Below are 21,873 nucleotides of genomic sequence, written 5' to 3' on the forward strand. Positions count from 1 at the left end.
CTGAGGCAGACCCCGGCGGGGCGTGCGGGCTGATTGAACCCGTTGCGGCGTTTGGATGCAACAACGCAACTTTTCGGCAGATTGAGACGGAATTTCGCAAAATCCGTCTCAATCTCTCCAATAGTCCTCAGATTACTGTAATCAAAGGATTATTTGCCGGAAAACCCGTCGAAATCGGCGGCCGGGGCACCCGGTCCCGCCCTTTCGATCAGCCGCAGCAGGGCCCGGCGCAGCGTCTCCGTTTCCCCCTCGCCGATCGCCTCGACCAGCCGTGCCTGATGCGCTTTGGCGTCGAGGATAAGTTCATCGACATGCGCTTCGCCTGCCGGCGTCAGCCTTACCCAGACACGGCGCCGGTCTTCCGCGTCCGTCTGCCGCTCGACCAGCCCCTTGGCGACCAGCTTGTCCACGGTCTTGGAGATCGCCGGCTGGTTGGCAAGGCAGCTCTTCGCCAGATCGCCGACGGTCAGCCCCTCGCCCGTTCCCTTCAGGGAGGCGAGGATGCGCCACACCGCGACCGGCACCCCGCGCGCCCGCACCTGTTCGTGGAATTCCGCGCTTGCAACGCTGGAGGCCCGCGCCAGCAGATAGAGCAGGTAGCCGTCGACGAAGCGTCCGTCCCGGCCTGCGCTCGCGCTCTCCGGCTGGCTGCCGGCGGAGGGGCGGCTGGGTGCCGCGATATCGGTCATTGCACGCCTCTCATTCGGGCAGGACGGCCGACGCATCGGCATAGCTCGGGGTCGCGTACCGCCCCGAATGATAGAGCAACGGCTCGCGGTCGGCATGGTCGAAGGCCTCGACCTTGCCGAGGAAAACCAGGTGGTCGCCACCCTCCACCCGGGTCGCGTTGAGGCACTCGAACACCGCGGTTACCCCCGCCAGCACCGGCACGCCGCACTGCCCCGGCTGCCAGGAAACTCCGGCGAAACGGTCCTCCACCGGCCGCGCGAACCGGTCGGACAGCGCCCGCTGATCGGAGGCCAGAATGTTGACCGCATAGTGCCGGGACCGCTCGAAAACGGCGAGATTCTGCGATTTTCGGGCGAGGCTCCACAGCACCATCGGCGGATCGAGCGAGACCGAGTTGAACGAATTGGCCGTCAGCCCGACCGGCCGGCCGGCCTCGTCCAGCGTGGTGACGATGGTGACCCCGGTGACGAACCGCCCGAGGGCGCTGCGGAAGCTGCGGTGATCGCTCATCATGGCCTGTCCTCGTGCCTTCGGCTTGCGGAATGCCGGCGAGCCGCCGCCGGCAACAAGTTCATGCCTAAAAATATTCCTTTTCATACAATAACGAAATTGCTACGCTCCTCCAAGTTCTTTTCGCTTGCTGCGAAAATTGCCCGCCCGGCGCAACAAAACGTCGGACGGCACGGATCGGGCCGTGCCGGACGTCGGCGCGAAGCGATTGGCCGGGGCGGATCGGGAGGAGGATCTGATGCTCGCCGACAGGATCGAGGGAAAGTGGATCGACGCCTTCGCGGCCGTCTTCACCCTCTGCAAGGTGGCGCCGGGGGAGAGTGTCGCGATCCTCTCCGAAACCCAGTCACGCGCCCTCAACGTCCACATCGCGGAACTTGCCCTGCAGCGCCTCGGCGCCCGGCCTTTCCATGTGGTCGTGCCGACGCCCCCGCAGGATGCGCCGGTGCCGGTGCGCTCGACCGGTGCCTCGGCTGCGCTCACCGGACAGGACGCGGCGATTGCCGCCCTTGCCGCCAGCGGCCTTGTCGTCGACCTGACTGTCGAAGGCCTGCTGCACGCGCCGGAGCTGCCGCGCATCATCGCGGGCGGCGCCCGCATGTTGATGATTTCAAACGAACATCCGGACGCGCTTGAGCGCCTTCTGCCGCAGCCGCGCGACAAGGACCGGGTGCGAGAGGCCGTCTCCCGCATCCGTGCGGCGACCGAGATGACCGTCACTTCCGCCGCCGGCACGGATCTCAAGGTCGCCATGAAAGGCGCCTCGACCGTCGGCGTATGGGGCTGGTGCGACCGGCCGGGCTCCGTCGCCCACTGGCCGGCCGGCCTCGTTGTCAGCTTCCCTGCCGCCCACAGCGTCAACGGCACGTTGGTGCTGGATGCCGGCGACATCAACCTGACCTTCAAGCGCTATCTCGAGCGCCCGGTCCGCCTCACCATCGTCGACGACTACGTGACGGAGATCGAGGGCGAGGGCACCGATGCCGAACTGACCCGCCGCTATCTCGCCGCCTGGGGCGACAAGGAGGCCTATGCGGTCGCCCATGTCGGCTTCGGCATGAATGCCGGGGCACGCTACGAGGCGCTGACCATGTACGACCAGCGCGAGACCAACGGCACGGAAGTGCGCGCCTATTCTGGCAATTTCCTGTTCTCGACCGGAGCCAACGAGTTCGCCGGCCGTTTCACCAAGGGCCATTTCGACATCCCGGTACGCGGCTGCACCATCGCGCTCGACGGCGAGCCGGTGGTGATGGACGGCGAGCTGATCGAGGCGCTGCGATGAACGGGACCGACCACATCCGCAGGACCGGGGGCGAGCGCGCCATCGTGCTGCTGCACGGCATCGGCGCCGGTGCGGAGATGTTCGCGCCGCAGATCGAGGGGCTCGGCCAGGATCACGACGCCATCGGCTGGAACCTTCCCGGCTACGGCGGCACCGCGCTGCTGTCGCCGATGACCTTCCCCGCATTGTCTGAGGCCCTGCTCGCCTTTCTCGACCGGCTCGGGCTCGACCAGGTCGACCTGCTCGGCCACTCCATCGGCGGCATGCTGGCCCAGGACTTCGTCGCCCGCCATCCAAGCCGCGTGCGCACCCTGGTTCTGTCCGCCACCACCGCCGCTTTCGGCAGCCGCGACGGCGAGTTCCAGAAGCGCTTCGTCGCCGAGCGGCTGGCCCCGCTCGATGCCGGACGCACGATCCCCGAGCTTGCCCGCGAATTCGTGCCGGATCTCGTCGGACCAGCCTCGGACCCGGCTGCCGTACCAGTCGCGACCGCCGCCATGAGCCGGGTGCCGGAGGCGACCTATCGCGAGGCGATCCGCTGCCTTGCCACCTTCGATGCCCGCGATACGCTGGCCGACATCGCGGCGCCGGTTCTGCTCGTCGCCGGCGAGGTGGACCGCAACGCACCCGCCCCGACCATGCGCCGGATGAGCGAGAAGCTGCGAGACGCCCGCTACCTGGAGCTGCCCGGCACCGGCCATCTGGCCCCGCTGGAATGCCCGCAGGCCTTCGAGACCGCGCTCCGCGACTTCCTGAACCAGACCGAGACCACACCGCCGCAAGAGGGAGCAGGCCGATGACCGTCGCCGATCTCGAGACGCTCGACATGGACAAGCCGATCTTTGATCCCAAGGCCTTCCGCCTGACCGAGCAGGAGGAGGAACTTACCGCCCTCGCCCGCCGGGTGGCCAAGTCCCGCTTCGCTCCGCGTGCCGAGGCCATCGACCGCGACGCGGTGTTCCCGACCCAGAACTACCGCGACATGCACGAGGCCGGCCTTCTCGGCATCTGCGTGCCCAAGGAGGACGGCGGCCACGGCGCCCCGTTCCGCACCTACATGATGACGGCCGCCGAGATCGGCCGCTATTGCGGTGCGACCGCCCTGACCTGGAACATGCATGTGTGTTCCTGCCTGTGGACCGGCGCGCTGACCGACGACCTGGAAATCGAGGCCGGCGAGCGGGAGCTGCATCGCCAGCGCCGTGCCGTACACTATAAGCGCATCCTGGAAGACGGGGCCATCTACTCCCAGCCCTTCTCGGAAGGCGGCGCCGCCGCCGCTGGCGCTGCGCCCTTTTCCACCTCCGCCCGCAAGGTCGACGGCGGCTGGATCATCAACGGCAAGAAGATCTTCGCCTCCCTGTCAGGCCATGCCGACTACTACGGTATCCTCTGCGGCGAGATGAAGGAGGGCGAGCGCCCCTCCCGCCGCGACACGATGTATATCGCCGTGCCGGCAACGGCCGAGGGCGTCGAGGTGGTCGGTCCCTGGGACCCGCTCGGCATGCGCGGCACCGTCTCGCGCACCCTGCTGTTCAAGGACGTCTTCGTGCCCGAGGACGAGGCATTGATGCCGCGCGGCGTCTACTACCAGGCCGCCAGCCGCTGGCCGCACATGTTCATGACCCTGTCGCCGACCTACATGGGCATCGCCCAGGCGGCCTTCGACTTCACCGTCAAGTATCTGCGCGGCGAATGGCCGGGCCTGCCGCCGGTCAAGCGGCGCATGTTCCCCACCAAGCAGATGGGCGTTGCCCAGATGCACCTGATGCTGGAGCAGACCAAGGCCCTGTGGTTCCAGGCGATCACCGAGGCAGGTCCCGATCCCTCGCGCGAGCAGATGCTGCGCGCCTGGGCGGCACACTACACGGTGATGGAAAACGCCAACGAGATCTGCCAGCTCGCCATCCGCACCTGCGGCGGCCAGTCGATGCTGAAGTCCCTGCCGCTGGAGCGCCTGTTCCGCGACAGCCGCTGCGGCGCCCTGATGCTGCCCTGGACGGCCGAGATCTGCCTCGACCGGATCGGCCGGGAAAGCCTCTACCTGCCGGGAGAAACCGACGAGTGACGTCGATCGACCACTGGATCGAGGCGCATGCCCGCTTCACACCGGAGAAGACGGCGCTGGTCTTCGGCGACGAGCGGATCGATTACGCCGCTCTCGCCGCCCGCATCGGCCGTCTGGCCGGTGCCCTTGCCACCCGCCACGGGATCACCCGCGGCGAGCGGATCGCGTATCTGGGCACCAATTCGCCCGACCAGCTGCTGCTGACCTTCGCCGCGGCCCGGCTCGGCGCCATTCTCGTGCCGTTGAACTGGCGCCTTGCCCCACCCGAGCTTGCGCACGCCCTCGCCGACAGCGGCGCAAGACTGCTGGTGCATCAGCCCGACTTCGCCGCCACCCTTGCCGCGATGGCGGCCATCGCCCCACTTCCCGAGACGCTGGTCGCCGATCCGGCAACGGGCGGTCTCGCCCGCCAGACGCTGGATGATGCACCGCTCGGCCATGGCGAGGGAGACGGTGCGGCGCAAGATCCCCTGCTGATCGTCTACACCTCCGGCACGACCGGCCGGCCGAAAGGCGCCGTCCTGACCCAGGCCGCCGTCGAGGCCAACGCGCTGAACGCCCTGCACATGCAGGAGATCACCGCCGCCGACACGGTGCTGACGGTGCTGCCGATGTTCCATGTCGGCGGGCTCAACATCCAGACGACACCGGCGCTCTATGCCGGGGCGACGGTGATCCTGCACGACCGGTTCCACCCCGGCACGACGCTCGCCGCGATCCGCGACCAGCGTCCCGACATCACGGTCCTCGTGCCGGCAACGCTCGCCGCGCTGATCGCCCATCCCGAGTGGGAAACGGCGGACCTTTCCTCCCTGCGCCTTGTCGCGACGGGCTCCTCCGACGTTCCGCACGCCCTGATGCGCGCCTTCGTCGACCGCGGCGTTCCGGTGCTGCAGGTCTATGGCGCGACCGAGACCGGGCCGGTGGCGATCTATCAGCGCCGCGAAAACGTCGTCCCGGAATTCGGTGCCATCGGCCGGCCCGGCCTGCATACGAAGGCGCGCATCCGCATCGGCGACCGCGATGCCCGTCCCGGCGAGATCGGCGAGATCGAGCTCAAGGGCGGCAACATCACGCAAGGCTACTGGAACAACGAGACGGCGACCGCCGACACGTTCCGCGACGGCTGGTTCCGCACCGGCGACCTTGCCCTTTGCGACGAGGCGGGCGTCTTCTGGTTCAAGGACCGGCTGAAGAACGTCATCATCTCCGGCGGCGAGAACATCTATCCGGCCGAGCTGGAGCGGGTACTCGGCGAGATCGCCGACCTGAGAGAAGCCGCAGTGGTCGGCATTCCCGATCCGCGCTGGGGCGAAAGCCCCGTGGCGGTGGTGGTTGCGGAACCCGGCCGGGAGGTCACCGCCGAGGCGGTGCTGGCAGGGTTCGACGGACGTCTGGCGCGCTACAAGCACCCGAAATCCGTCGTCTTCACGCAGGAGCTGCCGCGCAATGCGCTCGGCAAGATCCAGCTGGAAAGGGTCAGGAAAATAGCCGAGGATGCGCTCAATGCGTCCGGCAAGAAGCAAAGCGCCTGACCGGAACAAGAACCAGACAGAGGGGACTGAAATGCGGAAATTCATCGGGATGCTGACCGCGGTTGCGGCACTTGGCCTCGCCACTGCCGCCTCCGCCGAGACCACCTTGCGCGTATCCAACTGGCTGCCGCCCTCCCACCCCATCGTCAAGGACATCCTGGCCCCCTGGGGCGAGCAGGTGGCCAAGGCGACCGACGGACGCGTCAAAGTCGAGATCATGGCCGCGCCGATCGGCAAGCCGCCGGCACAGTTCGACCTGATCCGCTCGGGCGCGGCCGATGTCGGCTATGGCGTGCATGGCTACACGCCCGGCCGCTTCAAGCTAACGCCGCTGGTCGAGGGGCCGTTCCTGTCCGACAGCGCCGAGGCGCTGTCCGTCGCCTACTGGAAGGTGCAGGAGGCGATGCTCTCCAAGGCCGACGAGCATGAGGGCGTCAAGCTGCTCACCGTCTTCACCCATGGTCCCGGCGGCATCTACACCACCAACAAGAAGGTCGCCTCGGTCGACGACCTTGCAGGCCTGAAGATGCGCATTGGCGGCGGCATCGTTGCCGAGATCGCCTCGCGGCTCGGCATGGTCGGCGTGCAGGCCCCCTCCCCGCAGGTCTACGAGATCCTCGCCAACGGCGTTGCTGACGGCATCCTGTTCCCGCCGGAGTCCGTGCCCTTCTTCCGCATCGACGAGGTGATCCGCAACGGCGTGTCGGTGCCGGGCGGCCTCTACAACACCTCCTTCTTCGTGGTGATGAACCGCGGCGCCTGGGACAAGCTCTCCGACGAGGACAAGGCCGCCATCGACAGCGTGTCAGGCGAGGCCATGGCCCGCATGGCCGGCCAGGCCTGGGACGCGGCCGACGCGGCCGGGATCAAGGTGATGGAGGAAAAGGGCGTCGCCCAGACCACCGCGGACGATGCCATGACCGCTGCCATCGCCGAAAAGCTCGCCGGTGTCGAGAAGGGCTTCCTCGACGCGGCCTCCGCCGCCGGCATCGATGGCCAGGCTGCCATCGACATGCTCAAGGCCGAGATCGCCGCAGCGAAATGACCGGCGAAACCCGCGACGGCGCGACCGGCCGGGGCGCAAGCCCCTTCCGGCCGCTCGCCGTGGCGACGCGCCTCCTCCAGCTCGTCGCCGCGCTGCTGCTGCTGGTGATGATGACGGTGACCTTCGTCGACGTCATTGGTCGCTATGTGTTCAACAGCCCGCTGCCCGGCGCGTTCGAGCTGACCGAGGTGCTGCTGGCGCTCGTCGTCTTCGTCGGCCTGCCGATCGTCACAGCACGGCGGGAGCATGTCACCGTCGACCTCGTCACCGGCCGGCTGCCCGGTGCGTTGCGGCGCGGCTTTGCACGGCTGGCGCTCACGGTGACCGCCGGCGTGCTGGGGCTCCTGTCATGGCGGCTCGCCCTGCTGGCGCGCGACTTCAGCTCCTATGGCGATGCCACGGTCTATCTCGGCATTCCGCTGGGGCCCGTCGCCCTCGCCATGGCCGTGCTGACCGGCATCTCGGCGCTGGTCGCCACCGTATTGATCCTGCGCCGGCAGCCCTGAGCGGCCGCCTCGTCCACCTCCCCCAGGGACCTTCGCAAGACCATGGAAACCTGGCTTCCCGGCCTCGTCATTCTCGTTGTCGTGATGTTCGCGGGCGTGCCGATCGCCGTCGCCATGGCCGCCGTCGGCGGCCTCGGCCTGACGATGATCCTCGGCTTCGCCCCGGCCATGGCGATGGTCGGACAGACCACCTTCGACACCGGCCTTTCCTACCCGTTGTCGGTGGTGCCGCTGTTCGTGCTGATGGGCAACCTCGTCACCCGGGCAGGCCTGTCCGACGAGCTCTACGCTGCCTGCCACGCCTGGCTCGGCCATCGACGCGGCGGCCTTGCCATGGCGACCGCCGTCGCCTGCGGCGGGTTCTCCGCCGTCTGCGGTTCCTCGCTCGCCACCGCCGCGACCATGGGCAAGGTCGCCCTGCCGCAGATGCGCCGCTACAAATATGACGACGGGTTGGCGAGCGGCGTGATCGCCGCCGGCGGCACGCTCGGCATCCTGATCCCTCCTTCCGTGATCCTGGTGCTTTACGGCGTCACCGCCCAGCAGGACATCGCCAAGCTGTTCATCGCCGGCATCATTCCGGGCATTCTCGGCATCCTTGGCTACATGGCCGCCGTCTGGCTGGTCTGCTGGCGGCGCCCGGAAGCCGGTCCGCCGGCCGAACGCCTGCCCTATCGCGAGCGCTTCCGCGCCCTCGCCGGCGTCGCCGGCATCTCCGCCCTCTTCGCGCTGGTGATCGGCGGCATCTATGCCGGCGTCTTCACCGCCACCGAGGCCGCCGGCATCGGCGCCAGCGGCGCATTCCTGATCGCGCTCGCCCGCCGCCGGCTGACCCTTGCCAACCTGCTGGAGACGCTGAGCGATACGGCCGCTACCACGACGATGATGTTCATGGTGCTGATCGGCGCGCTGATCTTTTCCAACTTCGTCAACATCGCCGGCCTGCCGGCGGCGCTCTCCGGCATGGCGGCGGCCTCCGACCTGCCGCCCTGGGGCATCCTGCTGGCCGTCCTCGGCGTCTATCTCTGCCTCGGCATGGTGCTGGAAAGCCTCTCCATGGTGCTGCTCACCGTGCCGATCTTCGCGCCGATGATGGCCGCCCTCGGCTACGACCTCGTGTGGTTCGGCATCGTCGTCGTCGTCGTCACGGAAATCAGCCTGATCACCCCGCCGGTCGGCCTCAATGTCTTCGTGCTGAAGACGGTGATGCCGGATGTCCCGCTCGGGCGGATCTTCCGCGGCATCGTGCCGTTCATCCTCGCCGATATCGTGCGTCTGGCGCTGATCGTCGCCGTACCCTCGCTGGTCCTGCTGCTGCCCGGCCTGATGCGCTGACCCCGTCCGCTCCGGCCGCTCGGGGCGGCCCGCGCAGGCAACTGCGGCCTTGACCCGGCAGGGCAATCGGCGCAAATGAAAGGGAACGGGCACGACATCGGCAGGCGCGGTTCCATCGAACCGGGCGCCGCCGGCAGCGTGGCCCGTCATCGATCGACATGCCGGCCGCCGCTTCAGGCGGGGAGGGAACCGGCAGCGTCGGAAGCTGGAGCCGCTGGAGACCATGCCGGTCGCATCGTGTGACAGGACGCCCGCGCCAATGCGCGGCAGGACATCGCAGCCGGACGGCACCGTCCGGGGCGCGCTTGACTGTACGCGTCCGCGCCCGACCCGCACCCGCCGCTGGCAGCGCATCGAGATCGGCGACCGCCGCCGCCTGCCTGCGCGCTTTCACGCCCTTTTTGCATCGCCGGGCGATCCCGGCCTTACCACCGGCCTCGCGCCGGCTGGTACCCCCGCTGGCTGAGAGGCCCGCACTTTTCTTCGAAGACCGCCATTCGCCGCGCTCCGTGCGGCACCCGGCCGGAGGCCCGACGGCCCCGTCCCGGACCTACAGATTATCAGGAGAGACAGATGAACGCTCCGCGCACACTCTATGACAAGATCTGGGACGACCACGTCGTCGAGACCCAGGAGGACGGCACCGTCCTGCTCTATATCGACCGCCACCTGGTGCATGAGGTCACCAGCCCGCAGGCCTTCGAAGGCCTGCGCATGACCGGCCGCAAGGTCCGCCAGCCGCAGCGTACGCTGGCGGTGGTCGACCACAACGTGCCGACCACCGACCGCAGCCACGGCATCGACGATCCGGAGTCCGCCCTGCAGGTCGACACGCTGGCGAAAAACGCCGCCGAGTTCGGCGTCGAGTATTACAGCGAGACGGACCTGCGCCAGGGCATCGTCCACATCGTCGGCCCAGAGCAGGGCTTCACCCTGCCGGGCATGACCATCGTGTGCGGCGACAGCCACACCTCGACGCATGGCGCCTTCGGCGCGCTCGCCCATGGTATCGGCACCTCGGAGGTGGAGCATGTGCTCGCCACCCAGACGCTGATCCAGAAGAAGGCGAAGAACATGCGCGTGACCGTCGACGGCATCCTGCCGGACGGTGTCACCGCCAAGGACATCATCCTGGCGATCATCGGCGAGATCGGCACGGCCGGCGGCACGGGCCATGTCATCGAATATGCCGGCGAGGCGATCCGCGCGCTGTCGATGGAAGGCCGCATGACCGTCTGCAACATGTCGATCGAGGGCGGCGCCCGCGCCGGCCTGATCGCCGCCGACGAGAAGACCTTCGACTACATCAAGGGCCGCCCGAAGGCCCCGAAGGGCGCCGACTGGGACAAGGCCGTCGCCTACTGGCAGAAGCTCTTCACCGACGAGGGCGCGCATTTCGACAGCGAACTGCGCCTCGACGCGGCCAACCTGCCGCCGATCGTCACCTGGGGCTCCAGTCCCGAGGACGTGATCTCGGTCACCGGCCGCGTGCCGGATCCGGAGGAGATCGAGGACGAGAACCGCCGCGCCTCCAAGCGCCGCGCGCTGCAGTACATGGGCCTGACCGCCGGCACCCCGATCACCGACATCTCCGTCGACCGGGTGTTCATCGGCTCTTGCACCAATGGCCGCATCGAGGATCTGCGCGCCGCAGCCTCGGTCATCCGCGGCCACAAGGTGCGCGAGAGCGTCAACGCCATGGTGGTGCCCGGCTCGGGTCTGGTGAAAGCGCAGGCCGAGGCCGAAGGCCTCGACAAGGTGTTCCGCGAGGCCGGCTTCGACTGGCGCGAGCCGGGCTGCTCCATGTGCCTTGCCATGAACGCCGACAAGCTGTCGCCGGGCGAGCGCTGCGCCTCCACCTCGAACCGCAATTTCGAGGGCCGTCAGGGCTTCAAGGGCCGCACCCATCTGGTGTCGCCGACCATGGCGGCCGCCGCCGCGATCGCTGGACATTTCGTCGACATCCGCGAGTGGCCGCACGGCTGACATCCCACGCCGTAGCGTCCAGGAGAATGAACGCGGGCTCTCGGGCCCGCGTTTTTTTTGCGTGCAAGCCCCTGCGTCAAAGACCGAGCCATGCGCTTTGTCGGGCTTCACAAGACTGTCACTGTGGCTCTACACTATGCTCGCGTTCGGTCGACCGGCCGGGGAAGCGAATCGCGGTTGCGATGCGCCTTCGCTGGGCCGGCGAAGCAGGCATGAGGAGCGAAGGTGTGACACTCGCCATCTCTCCAGGTGCTCACCCGGCCCTGGTGCTTAATGCTGACTACCGCCCGCTGGCATATTATCCGCTGTCGCTGTGGGCGTGGCAGGATGCGGTGAAAGCCGTGTTCCTCGACAGGGTCAACATTGTCTCCGAGTACGACATCACGGTTCGAAGTCCGAGCAGCGAGTTCAGACTTCCCAGCGTCGTCTCGCTGAAAAGCTATGTAAAACCGAGCCGCCACCCCGCCTTTACCCGCTTCAACGTCTTCCTGCGCGACCGGTTTCAATGCCAGTATTGCGGCTCGCGGGAGGAACTGACCTTCGACCATCTCGTCCCACGCTCCAAAGGCGGGCAGACTACCTGGGACAACGTGATTACGGCCTGCTCGCCCTGCAACCTCCGCAAAGCCAACAAGTCCTGTGGCGACATCGGCATGTGGCCGATGCACATGCCCTTCCCCCCGACCGTCCAGGACCTGCACAACAACGGTCGCCTGTTCCCCCCGAACTATCTGCACGAAAGCTGGCTCGACTTCCTCTACTGGGACACCGAGCTGGAGCCCTGAGCTCAACCGTCTGCCGTCGCCGCCCCGCGCAGGGCCGCGCCCGCGGCATCTTGGCGGTTTTACCCTTCGTCAACCTACTCTTTGAAACTCCCGTTTTTCGCAGAATGACTTAACCAACCGGTCGCTCCTTCGTGCCACTGTCCCGGCAACAGGCACGTGCCGCCGCATGGGCACGGGAGTGGGGAAAGATGCTGTCTCGTAATTCCGGCAAGAGGCTGAAGGCTGCAGGACGCCAGGCGCGGCGCTTCGGCAGGGACCGCAGCGGTTCCATCCTGCCGCTCTTCGCGATCGTTGCGATCTTCGCGATCGTCGCCGGCGGCGCCGGCCTCGATTTCGCCCGCGCCATCAATCAGCGCCAGAGCATTGCCCGCGGCCTCGACGCTGCAATGCTGGCAGTGGCCCGAGAGCTTTCGATCCGCAACATGACCGCCGAAGAGATCAAGTCGTATCTCAACGCCAACTACGAGGCCTATTTCGGGGCCAATACGAAAGGGTCCGGCAGCGCCAGCCCCATCGTCATCGACGAGCCGAAGATCAACACCGAGTCCCGGGTGATCGAGGTTTCGGCGCGCTCGAGCGTTCCGACCTATTTCATCCATCTCGCCGGCTTCGGCCCCAAGGAACTGAATGTCAGCGTCAACGCCGAGGCGGTCTATCCGAAGAGCGTCGAGGCGACGCTGGTCCTCGACGTGACCGGCTCGATGGGCGGCAGCAAGATTTCCGCGTTGCGCAGCGCCGCAACCAACTTCGTCAACACGCTGGTGCCGCCCGACATCGCACCCACCAACGAGAAGGTCCGGATCGCTGTCGTGCCCTATGCCAGCGGCGTCAATATCGGCTCCGCGCGCGCCTCGCTCGCCACCAAGGGGCTGAACGCCAGCCGCACCTCCTATCCCGGATGCGTGTCCGAGCGAGCTGGCGCCCAGGCCTATACGGACGTCAGCTATGTCACCGCGTCGATCGGCCCCGGCGCCCAGCAGGCCGGCTACAACAGCGGCTACTACTACGACGGCTGGAGCATGCTCAGCCACTCCGGCTTCGTCTGCCCCAATGCCGAAGTGGTGCCGCTGACGCTCGATCCGGGCTCTTCGTCCAAGCCCGGAACGCCGCTCTACACGATCTCCCGACTATCGGCGAGCGGCAACACTGCCGGCCAGACCGGCGTTGCCTGGGGTTGGTACACGCTGTCGGCCAACTGGTCGACCCTTTGGCCGTCGGCCAGCAAGCCCGCCGCCTATACCGACGAACGCGTGCTGAAATACATGCTGCTGATGACCGACGGCGATTTCAACACGTGGTTCGACGGGCCGATGCGCGTCAACCGGACAAACTACGATTGGGTCGCAAGGCTCGACCAGAGTTCGAACTCGGCCAACCGCGCCATCGCCCTGTGCGCTGCGATCAAGAAATCCGGCATCCGGATCATCACCGTCGGTTTTCAGATCGGCAGCAACTCTCAGGCGAAGAAGGTCATGAGCGAATGCGCCTCCTCGTCCGGCGACTACTATCTCGCCGAAAACGAGGCCGAGCTGAACGGGCGGTTCCAGGCGATCGCCAACCAGATCAAGTCAACCTACCTGTCGCGCTGAGGCCGCGCCGCCGGGGGCTGCGAAAGCGGGGATGGCGGGTGCAAAGCCTCTTGCGCACCGCTCGCTTGTCCGCTATCACACCGCCACCTGACGGACCGGTCGTCCGGCATCACCCTTCCCGTGGTATCGCCCTTGAGGCTCTGCCGAAGCGGAACGGGGTGCTTGCCGAGAAGACAGACCGCCCGGCGGGCAACCGGCCCGGCCCCGTGCCGCCGGTTCTGGCGGGAACCCGCCACACTCCCCGGGGCACTTCGTCCCGGTCTGGTACGCCGCTGTAGCTCAGTTGGTAGAGCACGTCATTCGTAATGATGGGGTCGTAGGTTCGAGTCCTATCAGCGGCACCACTTCCCTCTTCGACCTTACGGAAAATCCGCTTTTCCCCTTCGCCCTGCAAGGCAGGGTGCACGCGTATCGTGTCAAGGCTGCGCCTGCGGTCCGCCCTCGTGATATCTGCCGAGACGTCCAAGCCTGCCGCAGCGGCCGTACTGGCGCGCATTTGTGCTGGCGAGAGTTCACGATACGTTCTATCATCGCGGCATGACCGGACCCGTTGCAACCCTGCCGGCCGGCACGTCCGCCAGTGACGGCGGAACTGCCGGAACGGAGCATCGACCATCTTCCCCTGCCCGGCCCTCCGACGCGAGGGGCGAGCGCGCTGTTCCGCCCGCATCTCCAACAGATGCGGCCAGGCCGGCAGACAGCTCGGCAAGCGACCCCGCTGATCTTCTCTCCGCATCCTCCGTCGAGACGCCCATCGCGGGGCAGACGCTGGACGAACTGTCGGTTCCGGCGCAGGCGGGCGCGCCGCGCGCGGCCGAGGAACTTGGCCTCGGCGACCGTTACCGCTATCTCTCCGGGGCCTCGGGCAAGCGCTATCTGTTTTCCGGCGTCGATCTCGACGCGCTGGAGGACTTTCGCAACGCGGTCGTGGTGATCGGTCTCGGCGAGGCAAGCCCGGAGGGCGGTCATGCCCGCTGCGTGTGGATCGGCGAGATCGACCGAGACGGCATCCGCCGCGGTCCGGCCCTGCCGCGAGCCCTGTCCCGGGCAGCGGCAGAAGCACGCGGAACCGTTCTGGTCCACCTCCTGGCGGGCCGGGCGGCGGAGCGCCGCGAGGCGCTGGAGGATCTTGCGGCCGGCCTTGCCCGTGCCGGGCTGGAAACGCTGATCGCCTGAACGGCGAAAAATTGGAACGGATCAGGCTGATGATGTTCGACGGGATCGACCTTCTCGCCGTGCTGGCCGCGGCAGTTGCTTCCTTCGCCGCCGGGGCGGTGTGGTACGGGGTGCTCGGCAAGGTGTGGATGCGCGCCGCCCGCCTGGACGAGGCGGACATCAAGCCGCGACCGCTCCTGTTCCTCGCCACATTCGTCTGCCAGCTGGTGATGGCGCTGATCTTCGCCGGCATCATCTACCACGCCGGCCCGATGACCGTGTCCAACGGCATCCTGTCGGCCGTCCTGGTCTGGACCGGCTTTCTCGCCACCAGCCTGATCGTCAACCACCGCTTCCAGGGCTCCTCCTGGGCGCTCACCCTGATCGACGGCGGCCACTGGCTGGCCGTTCTCCTCGCCCAGGGAATCGTTCTCGGTCTGATGGGCTGACGGATCAGGCGGACTTAACGCCGCGTCCCGCCCCGCCTACGAAAGAACGATTGCAGCAAAGTGGACGGCCCCCGCCGCGATCACCATAATGCCCGGCGACAACTAGGGGTGCGCCGGCATTATGCGCGCGCTTCGAGATACTGGGAGGATCCGTATGTCCGAAAATCTCTATCCGGTTCCGGCTGCGATTGCCGCATCCGCCCTGATCGACGATGCGAAGTATCAGGAGATGTACGCCGCCTCGGTCTCCGACCCGGAGGCATTCTGGGGCGAGCACGGCAAGCGGATCGACTGGATCAAGCCCTATACCCGGGTCAAGAACACCTCCTATGACCCGCACAACGTCTCGATCAAATGGTTCGAGGACGGCACGCTGAACGTCTCCGCCAACTGCGTCGACCGCCATCTGGCCACGCGCGGCGACAAGGCGGCAATCATCTGGGAAGGCGACGACCCGTCCGAGCACAAGGTGATCACCTATCGCGAGCTCGCCGGCGAGGTGAACCGTTTCGCCAACGTCCTCAAGGACCTGGGCGTTGCCAAGGGTGACCGGGTGACCATCTACCTGCCGATGATCCCGGAGGCGGCCTACGCGATGCTGGCCTGCGCCCGGCTCGGCGCCATCCACTCGGTCGTGTTCGGCGGCTTTTCGCCCGACAGCCTGTCGCAGCGTATCTCGGGCTGCGAAAGCAAGGTCGTGATCACCGCCGACGAGGGCCTGCGCGGCGGCCGCAAGGTGCCTCTGAAGGCCAATGTCGACAAGGCCGCCGAAAAGGCGCCGGTCGACAAGGTGCTGGTCGTGCGGCGGACCGGCGGCAACATCGCCATGAAGGATGGCCGCGACGTGTGGTACCACGAGGCGCGCGAGCGCGTTTCGGACAGCTGCCCGCCGGTCGAGGTCAACGCGGAAGACCCGCTCTTCATCCTCTACACGTCCGGCTCCACCGGCCAGCCCAAGGGCGTGCTGCACACGTCCGGCGGCTATCTCACCTATGCCTCGATGACCCACCAATACGTCTTCGACTGCAAGGACGAGGACATCTACTGGTGCACGGCGGATGTGGGCTGGGTGACCGGCCACTCCTACATCGTCTACGGACCGCTCGCCAACGGCGCGACCACGCTGATGTTCGAGGGCATCCCGACCTATCCCTCCCCGGCCCGCTTCTGGGAGGTGATCGACAAGCACAAGGTGACGATCTTCTACACCGCGCCGACGGCGATCCGCTCGCTGATGGGCGCCGGCACCGACCATGTGAAGAAGACCTCGCGTGCCTCGCTCCGGATCCTCGGCTCGGTCGGCGAGCCGATCAATCCGGAAGCCTGGATCTGGTACTACGAGAATGTCGGCGACAGCCGCTGCCCCATCGTCGACACCTGGTGGCAGACGGAGACGGGCGGCATCCTGATCACGCCGCTGCCCGGAGCCACGGCGCTGAAGCCCGGGTCCGCGACGCGGCCCTTCTTCGGCGTGCAGCCGGCTCTCGTCGATGCGGAAGGCGCGATCCTGGAGGGTGCCGCCGAGGGCAACCTCGTCATCACCGACAGCTGGCCGGGGCAGATGCGCACGGTCTACGGCGATCACGAGCGCTTCGTGCAGACCTACTTCTCCACCTACAAGGGGATGTATTTCACCGGCGACGGCTGCCGCCGCGATGCCGACGGCTATTACTGGATCACCGGCCGCGTCGATGACGTCATCAACGTCTCCGGCCATCGCATGGGCACTGCCGAGGTGGAATCGGCTCTGGTCGCCCATCCCAAAGTGTCCGAGGCCGCGGTGGTCGGCTATCCGCACGACCTCAAGGGCCAGGGCATCTACGTCTATGTGACGCTGATGGCCGGCGAGCAGCCGAGCGAGGATCTGGCCAAGGAACTGCGCGCCTGGGTGCGCCAGGAGATCGGGCCGATCGCCTCGCCCGACCTGATCCAGTTCGCCCCCGGCCTGCCGAAGACCCGTTCGGGCAAGATCATGCGCCGCATCCTGCGCAAGATCGCCGAGGACAGCTTCGAGAACCTCGGCGACACCTCGACGCTGGCCGATCCGGCCGTGGTCGACGACCTGATCGAGAACCGCCAGAACCGCGGCGCCTGACGCAGGCAGGAAGACAACAAAGAAGGGGCGCGGGAGATGATCCCGCGCCCCTTTTGCATTCTCGTGCCCGCCGTCAATTGAAGAAGCGGTAACCCGGGTTCTTCGGCGGCTCCTCATCGTCGCCCCCATCCGGTCCCGGGTCGTCCGGCATGTGCTTCAGCGGAAACTCGATGGGCCGCGACAGGTCCTTGCCCTTGTCGTCCTTCGGCTCCGGTTTCGCATCGCCCTTCGCCGGGGCAGCCGGGGCTGCAGCTGCAGCTGCAGCCGCCGCTGCAGGAGCCGCCGCAGGCTTGGCCTCGCTCTTTTCCGCAAGGTCCTTCCCGGCGGCTGCCGTCTCGACCGGCTTTGCTGCCAGAGCAGGCGCAGGTGCAGGCTTTACCTCGGCCACGGGCTTCTCCGCGGCCTTCTCGGCCACCTTCTCCGGAGCCGTCTCCTCGACCTTGGCAACCGTCGCCGGCGTGTCGGCGGGCCTGGTTTCGGCAGCAGGCGCAGCCGGCGTCATCTCCATGACCGGCCCGTCGTTCAGTGCATCGATCTCATCCGGCCGAGCCGGGATCGAGGCAGCAACCGCGGGAAGCGCCTCGAACATCGCCTCGTCCAGCGCCTCCAGAGAGGTGTCCTGGTGGTCGAGCGCGGCCGGAGGCGAGGTCCACACGAAAGCGTCCAGGCGGCCGTCGACCGGAGACACCGGCGCCCAGGCCTCGCTGACGACGCCGTCGGCAACCCAGGCCGGATCTGCCGGCGCACGCACGGCGCGGGCGAGCCACTCGCGCACCCGTCCACGGTCGCCGTGCTGGGTTTCCTCCAGCTCCGCCATCAACAGGAAGGCCCGGCGGGTCGGCTCCAGCGTCATTGCCGCCTTGAGCTGGGCACGGGCCAGCGTGTAGTCGGAGGCCTCCAGCGCAGCACGAGCCAGCGCCAGCGCGCCTTCCGCATTGTGCGCGCGCAGGGCCGCCAGCGCCTTGACCCGCTTCAGCCGGTCGAGCGCGGAATCGCCGGTGCGCGCATGGGCATAGGCGTCCGCCAGATCGGGATGCGGCGAAAGCTTCCAGGTGGTCTCCACCACCTTCAGCGCCTTGCGGATGTCGCCGCGCCGGGTGGCAAGCCGTGCCGCAACCACCGCGGCCGGCACCAGATCGGGCGCAAGCCCGTGCGCCTCGGAGGCGAGCCCCTTGGCCTGATCCGGATCGCGGTCCTCCAGCTCAAGCGCCTGCGCGGTCAGCAACACCGCCTTGTGACGGCGGAAGGTCTTCTTGTCGATGAGCTTGGCCGCGTAATTGCGCTCCAGCGAACGGATCGCATCGGCCCAGTCGCCGGCAACGGCCTGATAGCCGAGCACCGCGCGGCCGGCCCAGGCAAGACCCGGCACCAGCTTCGCCGCTTCCTCGGCATAGTGGCGCGCGGCAACCGGCTCGCCGACCCGCTCCGCCTCGACGTAGAGCCCGTGCAGACCCACCGGCTTCAGCTGGGGATCCTCCAGCATCGCCTCGAAGCGGCCGCGCGCCTCCTCGTGACGGCCCGCCAGTTGGGCGCTTTGGGCGAGCAGCAGGGAGGTCGCCGGCTCGTGGCCGAGCAGCTTGGCTGCCTCGCCGCCATAGCGCGAGGCGCTGGTGGCATCGCCCACGCCCAGCGCCAGCATGCCCTTCGACAGTGCGTCATAGCCGCGATCCCGACGGCGACGGCGGAAGAAGCGGCCGACAAGGCCAGGCGAGCGCATCAGGAACAGCGCCAGGTTCCACAGGAAGATGCCGATGGCCAGCAGCGCCGCCAGCGCTACGGCCGCGGTCATCAGCCCGGTCTCGATCCGGTAACCCTGCCAGTCCAGCGTGACGAGGCCGGGCCGGTCGGCAATCCACGCCATGCCGAGCGCGGCGGCGAAGACCAGGGCGATGAAAATCAGCAAGCGGATCATGTCGTCTCTACTCCCGGCGGCTCGTTACCCGGCGATTGGTGCGCAACTGGCGCGGCGGTCGTCAGTTCGAGGCGGCCGGCGTCGCCGATCCGCCCATCGATTTCAGCACGTCGCCGGTCACCCGGTCCATCAGCTCGTCGGCGGCAAGCCGGGCCCTGGCATCCGCCACCCAGTCCGCGCCGGCGGCACGTACCGCCTCCGGCAGCTCCTCGTAGGCGGCGAGCGCGCCGGCGAGATCGCCGCTGTCGACCCGCGCTTCCATGCGGCCGAGCGCGGCCTCGGGCGTTGCCGCATCGCTTTCGCCGGGCTGGCGAACCGAAACGAGCGAGCGGGCATTGGCCAGCAGGCTGCCGACGAGGTCGCCATCGGCAGGCGCATCGATCTGCGCTGCCATGGCGCGCGCCGCAACGGCGAAATCTGCCCGCAAGGCGGCACGGGTCGGCACGCCGCTTTCAGCGCGCGCTGCAAGGGCGGAAAGATCCGTCCCCTCCGGCAGCGCCGAGGAGACTGCCGCGAGCTCGGTCGCGTAGGACTCGCCCCGGTCCATCGCCGCGCGCAGCGACGAGACGGCAACGGCACGCGCCGCCGTTTCCCGCGCGCTGACATCGCCCATCTGCGCCTCGACGGGGGCAAGCCGCTCATCCAGCTCGGCAACGCGCCCGATCAGGCCGGACAGCTCCTGCTCGAGCTTCGTGGCCAGGGCATCCTGGCTGCCGGAGATCGTGTCGAGATCGCCGCGCAGGCCCGAGAGCTCCGACTTCAGCCCTTCGACGTCCTGCCCGAGCGAGGCCGCGCGGTCGCGCAGCTCGGCAACGCCGCCGGAAAGCTCCGAGGTGTCGGGAACCTTGGCCGCAAGCTCGTCGAGACGGGCGGTCAGTGCCTGCTGGCCTTCCGAGATCTGCTTGAGCGTCGTATCCAGCGTGCCCTGCGCCTCCTGCAGGCTGGCAAGGCCAGCCGTCTCGCCGGCACCGCCGGAGGACACGAACCGGCGAAGCTCGGCAAGGCCGGACTCGATCTGGTCGATGCGCGTTGCCGCTTCATCGGACAGGCCGCTTGCCACCGACCCGGACGAGAGGTCACGCAAGGACGTTTCAAGCGCGGCGATGCGCTCCTGGACGGCACTCAACGCGGCATCGGCGGCCGGGGCTTCACGCTCGGCGAGCCCTGCGATCTGCGTCTCTAGGCCGGTGATGCGGCTCTGCGCGGCGGTCAGCGCCGACCGCAATTCGGCCGATCCGCTGCCCGGGGACAGAAGACCCGCCTGATTGGCACCCCAAACGCCGCCAAGAGCGATGGCACCGCCCAGCAGCGAGGCGGCAAGCAATCCGCCGAAACCGGTCGAGGACTTCGCCTCGCTTGCCGACGTAGAGGCTGCAGGCTTGTCCGGCTTGGCCTGCGAAGACGCGCCCGAGGCTGCGGCCGATGCCGAAGAGGTCGGCTTGGCGGCAGCCCCACTGGCTGAGCCGGCGGCACCCGACGATGCCGAGGAAGACGACGGAGTGGACGAGGAAGCCGCCCCCGAGGAGGGAGTTGCCGCAGCCGGCTTGGCTGCCGTGTCCGAGCCGGAGGATGACGGCGAGGGTGCCGAAGATGTGGGCGAGGCCTGCGAGCTGGCGGAAGACGCGCTGCTCCCGGTCGAGGCGGCCGAGGACGCGCCAGTGGACGGCTTCGCGCCGGCCGCGGCGGCAGACGGGGAAGCCGAGGCCCCGGGCGTCGAACCGCTTGCCGGGCCGGATGCCTGGCCGGGGGTGGGCTGGCTGCTCGTTGCGCTGCCTGCCGGCTTCGATGCCGCTCCAGGTGCAGCCGAAGTCTGCGAAGGAGAAGACGGCGACGCCGTCGAAGCCGAGGAACTGCCGGAAGACGCAGAAGCGGTCTTCGCCGCGCCCACTTCCTTGGCCTGCAGGTCGATGGTCACCGGCTTGCGCCCGGCGCCCGCCGCCCCCTTGGCGTCGGTCGCTTTCGGATCGCCCGCCTTCGGGTCGGCGGTTTTCGAAGCGGTGCTCCTGGGGTCCGGCTTCTTGCTGTCAGCAGCCATGAACGGTCTCTCCCTTGGGTCCTTCACCGGGGCCGGATATCGGCACGGGGCCAGTATAGCGCGTCCGGCGGCGTCCTTGCCCCTCACCCCTTTGTCTATGTTCGCCGGTCTTGCGGTGCAAAACAAATTTGCCCCTCGGCGAGTTTCGCCGCAGGCGAAAAAATCGTTTCAACACCCGCACATCACCGCGGCAGCAGTGCCATGAGGCCGGCCTCATCCGGAGTTTTCGCAAGGTCCACCGGCCCGAGGCCGGTCAGCGGTTCGCCCGCTTCCGCTGAGATGGCGAGAAAGCGAAACGGCGGCCGGTCGCCCCAGGCGGCTAGCACATCGGCCAGCGCCTGTGCGGACCGGCGCGAATAGACGGGCGCCAGCACCGGATCGGTACCATCCGACAAGGCCGCACGCACATCCTCCGGCAGGTGCCCCACCGGTTCCATCGCATAAAGCTCGACCAGCCGGCAGCCGATCCCGGCATCCTGCAAGAGCGCAGCGAGGTCGCCCGAGCGGTCGCGCCCGGCGAGATGCAGCACCTCGCCTCCGCTTGGGATCGCCGCCCTCAACGCCGCCGCAAGGGCGATGAGATCCCCCTCGGCCGCGTGGGTATCGGCAAAGCCCACCGCCCGTGCCGCGCGTGCGGTCGCCTCGCCCACCGCATGCAGCGGCAGGGCGTAATGGGCAGGCGACAGAAACGGAACCGCCGCCTCGATGCCCCTCGCGCTGGTCACCGCGATTGCCGCAAGGCTGTCCGCCGGCGGCAAAGCTCCCGGGCCGGGGTCGAGCGGCGCGAACGCCAGGAGCGGCGCCACATGCACCTGATGGCCGGCCGCGCGATACCGTTCGGCACTACGGTCGGCGGCAGGCGCCGGGCGGGTCACCAGGACGCGGGCCACGGT

At 68.0% G+C, this 21,873-nt stretch carries 19 protein-coding genes and 1 tRNA gene; 15 read left to right on the plus strand and 5 right to left on the minus strand.

The window, feature by feature from the left end; all coding sequences use genetic code 11:
- Window positions 1–149: 149 nt before the first annotated feature.
- Both H7H34_RS20545 and H7H34_RS20550 read right to left on the minus strand, forming a co-directional pair.
- Window positions 150–689 carry a MarR family winged helix-turn-helix transcriptional regulator gene (locus H7H34_RS20545; RefSeq protein ID WP_185926284.1) on the minus strand — a complete coding sequence of 180 codons (540 nt, stop codon included), beginning with the start codon at window positions 687–689 and terminating at the stop codon, window positions 150–152.
- A gap of 10 nt (window positions 690–699) precedes the next feature.
- Window positions 700–1,200, minus strand: a complete 501-nt coding sequence (locus tag H7H34_RS20550; protein WP_120270223.1) for a flavin reductase family protein — start codon at window positions 1,198–1,200, stop codon at window positions 700–702.
- 238 nt (window positions 1,201–1,438) lie between these two features.
- Here H7H34_RS20550 and H7H34_RS20555 point away from each other — a divergent pair, with 238 nt between their 5' ends.
- The 14 genes from H7H34_RS20555 to acs all read left to right on the plus strand — a co-directional run bounded on the left by H7H34_RS20555 (window position 1,439) and on the right by acs (window position 17,033).
- Entirely contained in the window at window positions 1,439–2,485 is a 1,047-nt protein-coding gene (locus H7H34_RS20555; protein WP_097174291.1) for a 2,5-dihydroxypyridine 5,6-dioxygenase NicX family protein, read from the plus strand.
- On the plus strand, window positions 2,482–3,285 hold the full coding sequence (locus tag H7H34_RS20560; protein ID WP_185926285.1) for an alpha/beta fold hydrolase: 804 nt from the start codon (window positions 2,482–2,484) through the stop codon (window positions 3,283–3,285). Before H7H34_RS20555 ends, H7H34_RS20560 begins: the two co-directional genes overlap by 4 nt.
- Entirely contained in the window at window positions 3,282–4,553 is a 1,272-nt protein-coding gene (locus H7H34_RS20565; RefSeq protein ID WP_185926286.1) for an acyl-CoA dehydrogenase family protein, read from the plus strand. Before H7H34_RS20560 ends, H7H34_RS20565 begins: the two co-directional genes overlap by 4 nt.
- Window positions 4,550–6,088 (plus strand): class I adenylate-forming enzyme family protein, encoded by a 1,539-nt coding sequence (locus H7H34_RS20570; RefSeq protein WP_371811436.1) that lies wholly within the window; start codon window positions 4,550–4,552, stop codon window positions 6,086–6,088. The genes H7H34_RS20565 and H7H34_RS20570 overlap by 4 nt, the downstream gene beginning before the upstream one ends.
- A gap of 31 nt (window positions 6,089–6,119) precedes the next feature.
- Window positions 6,120–7,133 carry a TRAP transporter substrate-binding protein gene (locus H7H34_RS20575; RefSeq protein ID WP_120270008.1) on the plus strand — a complete coding sequence of 338 codons (1,014 nt, stop codon included), beginning with the start codon at window positions 6,120–6,122 and terminating at the stop codon, window positions 7,131–7,133.
- A complete protein-coding gene (locus tag H7H34_RS20580) occupies window positions 7,130–7,639 on the plus strand; it encodes a TRAP transporter small permease (RefSeq protein WP_185926287.1) in 510 nt (169 codons plus the stop codon). The genes H7H34_RS20575 and H7H34_RS20580 overlap by 4 nt, the downstream gene beginning before the upstream one ends.
- 42 nt (window positions 7,640–7,681) lie before the next feature.
- A complete protein-coding gene (locus H7H34_RS20585) occupies window positions 7,682–8,974 on the plus strand; it encodes a TRAP transporter large permease (RefSeq protein ID WP_185926288.1) in 1,293 nt (430 codons plus the stop codon).
- A 573-nt stretch (window positions 8,975–9,547) separates the two neighbouring features.
- Entirely contained in the window at window positions 9,548–10,960 is a 1,413-nt protein-coding gene (gene leuC / locus H7H34_RS20590) for a 3-isopropylmalate dehydratase large subunit (RefSeq protein ID WP_120270005.1), read from the plus strand.
- Window positions 10,961–11,187: 227 nt separating this feature from the next.
- Complete coding sequence (locus H7H34_RS20595; RefSeq protein WP_120270221.1) at window positions 11,188–11,745, plus strand: HNH endonuclease; 558 nt, start codon at window positions 11,188–11,190, stop codon at window positions 11,743–11,745.
- A gap of 188 nt (window positions 11,746–11,933) precedes the next feature.
- Window positions 11,934–13,334 carry a TadE/TadG family type IV pilus assembly protein gene (locus H7H34_RS20600; RefSeq protein ID WP_185926290.1) on the plus strand — a complete coding sequence of 467 codons (1,401 nt, stop codon included), beginning with the start codon at window positions 11,934–11,936 and terminating at the stop codon, window positions 13,332–13,334.
- 268 nt (window positions 13,335–13,602) lie between these two features.
- A tRNA-Thr gene (locus tag H7H34_RS20605) sits at window positions 13,603–13,678 on the plus strand.
- Between the two features lie 193 nt (window positions 13,679–13,871).
- Complete coding sequence (locus H7H34_RS20610) at window positions 13,872–14,510, plus strand: hypothetical protein (protein ID WP_185926291.1); 639 nt, start codon at window positions 13,872–13,874, stop codon at window positions 14,508–14,510.
- Between the two features lie 29 nt (window positions 14,511–14,539).
- Window positions 14,540–14,938: a DUF1761 domain-containing protein gene (locus H7H34_RS20615; protein ID WP_185926292.1), complete on the plus strand. Its 399-nt coding sequence runs from the start codon at window positions 14,540–14,542 to the stop codon at window positions 14,936–14,938.
- Window positions 14,939–15,092: 154 nt separating this feature from the next.
- Window positions 15,093–17,033 (plus strand): acetate--CoA ligase, encoded by a 1,941-nt coding sequence (gene acs / locus H7H34_RS20620; RefSeq protein WP_120270001.1) that lies wholly within the window; start codon window positions 15,093–15,095, stop codon window positions 17,031–17,033.
- 73 nt (window positions 17,034–17,106) lie between these two features.
- Here the strand turns inward: acs and H7H34_RS20625 are convergent, their stop codons facing one another.
- Both H7H34_RS20625 and H7H34_RS20630 read right to left on the minus strand, forming a co-directional pair.
- Entirely contained in the window at window positions 17,107–18,945 is a 1,839-nt protein-coding gene (locus H7H34_RS20625; protein WP_185926293.1) for a heme biosynthesis protein HemY, read from the minus strand.
- A gap of 61 nt (window positions 18,946–19,006) precedes the next feature.
- Window positions 19,007–20,269: a COG4223 family protein gene (locus tag H7H34_RS20630; RefSeq protein WP_185926294.1), complete on the minus strand. Its 1,263-nt coding sequence runs from the start codon at window positions 20,267–20,269 to the stop codon at window positions 19,007–19,009.
- Between H7H34_RS20630 and H7H34_RS20635 the strand changes: the two genes are divergently transcribed.
- Window positions 20,238–21,185: a hypothetical protein gene (locus H7H34_RS20635; RefSeq protein WP_185926295.1), complete on the plus strand. Its 948-nt coding sequence runs from the start codon at window positions 20,238–20,240 to the stop codon at window positions 21,183–21,185. The genes H7H34_RS20630 and H7H34_RS20635 overlap by 32 nt on opposite strands.
- On the opposite strand, the gene H7H34_RS20640 is transcribed toward H7H34_RS20635, so the two are convergent.
- Complete coding sequence (locus tag H7H34_RS20640; RefSeq protein ID WP_185926296.1) at window positions 21,163–21,870, minus strand: uroporphyrinogen-III synthase; 708 nt, start codon at window positions 21,868–21,870, stop codon at window positions 21,163–21,165. The two genes, H7H34_RS20635 and H7H34_RS20640, sit on opposite strands and share 23 nt — an antisense overlap.
- Between the last annotated feature and the right edge of the window lie 3 nt (window positions 21,871–21,873).

Origin of the sequence: Stappia sp. 28M-7 (genome assembly GCF_014252955.1) — a bacterium.
Classification (GTDB): Bacteria; Pseudomonadota; Alphaproteobacteria; order Rhizobiales; family Stappiaceae; genus Stappia.

Coding starts and splice junctions, on each gene's coding strand:
- H7H34_RS20585 (WP_185926288.1), top strand. CDS start 7,682: ATGGAAACCTGGCTTCCCGGCCTCGTCATTCTCGTTGTCGTGATGTTC.
- H7H34_RS20550 (WP_120270223.1), bottom strand. CDS start 1,200: ATGAGCGATCACCGCAGCTTCCGCAGCGCCCTCGGGCGGTTCGTCACC.
- leuC (WP_120270005.1), top strand. CDS start 9,548: ATGAACGCTCCGCGCACACTCTATGACAAGATCTGGGACGACCACGTC.
- H7H34_RS20610 (WP_185926291.1), top strand. CDS start 13,872: ATGACCGGACCCGTTGCAACCCTGCCGGCCGGCACGTCCGCCAGTGAC.
- H7H34_RS20635 (WP_185926295.1), top strand. CDS start 20,238: ATGGCACCGCCCAGCAGCGAGGCGGCAAGCAATCCGCCGAAACCGGTC.
- H7H34_RS20580 (WP_185926287.1), top strand. CDS start 7,130: ATGACCGGCGAAACCCGCGACGGCGCGACCGGCCGGGGCGCAAGCCCC.
- acs (WP_120270001.1), top strand. CDS start 15,093: ATGTCCGAAAATCTCTATCCGGTTCCGGCTGCGATTGCCGCATCCGCC.
- H7H34_RS20615 (WP_185926292.1), top strand. CDS start 14,540: ATGATGTTCGACGGGATCGACCTTCTCGCCGTGCTGGCCGCGGCAGTT.
- H7H34_RS20625 (WP_185926293.1), bottom strand. CDS start 18,945: ATGATCCGCTTGCTGATTTTCATCGCCCTGGTCTTCGCCGCCGCGCTC.
- H7H34_RS20560 (WP_185926285.1), top strand. CDS start 2,482: ATGAACGGGACCGACCACATCCGCAGGACCGGGGGCGAGCGCGCCATC.
- H7H34_RS20555 (WP_097174291.1), top strand. CDS start 1,439: ATGCTCGCCGACAGGATCGAGGGAAAGTGGATCGACGCCTTCGCGGCC.
- H7H34_RS20545 (WP_185926284.1), bottom strand. CDS start 689: ATGACCGATATCGCGGCACCCAGCCGCCCCTCCGCCGGCAGCCAGCCG.
- H7H34_RS20565 (WP_185926286.1), top strand. CDS start 3,282: ATGACCGTCGCCGATCTCGAGACGCTCGACATGGACAAGCCGATCTTT.
- H7H34_RS20600 (WP_185926290.1), top strand. CDS start 11,934: ATGCTGTCTCGTAATTCCGGCAAGAGGCTGAAGGCTGCAGGACGCCAG.
- H7H34_RS20575 (WP_120270008.1), top strand. CDS start 6,120: ATGCGGAAATTCATCGGGATGCTGACCGCGGTTGCGGCACTTGGCCTC.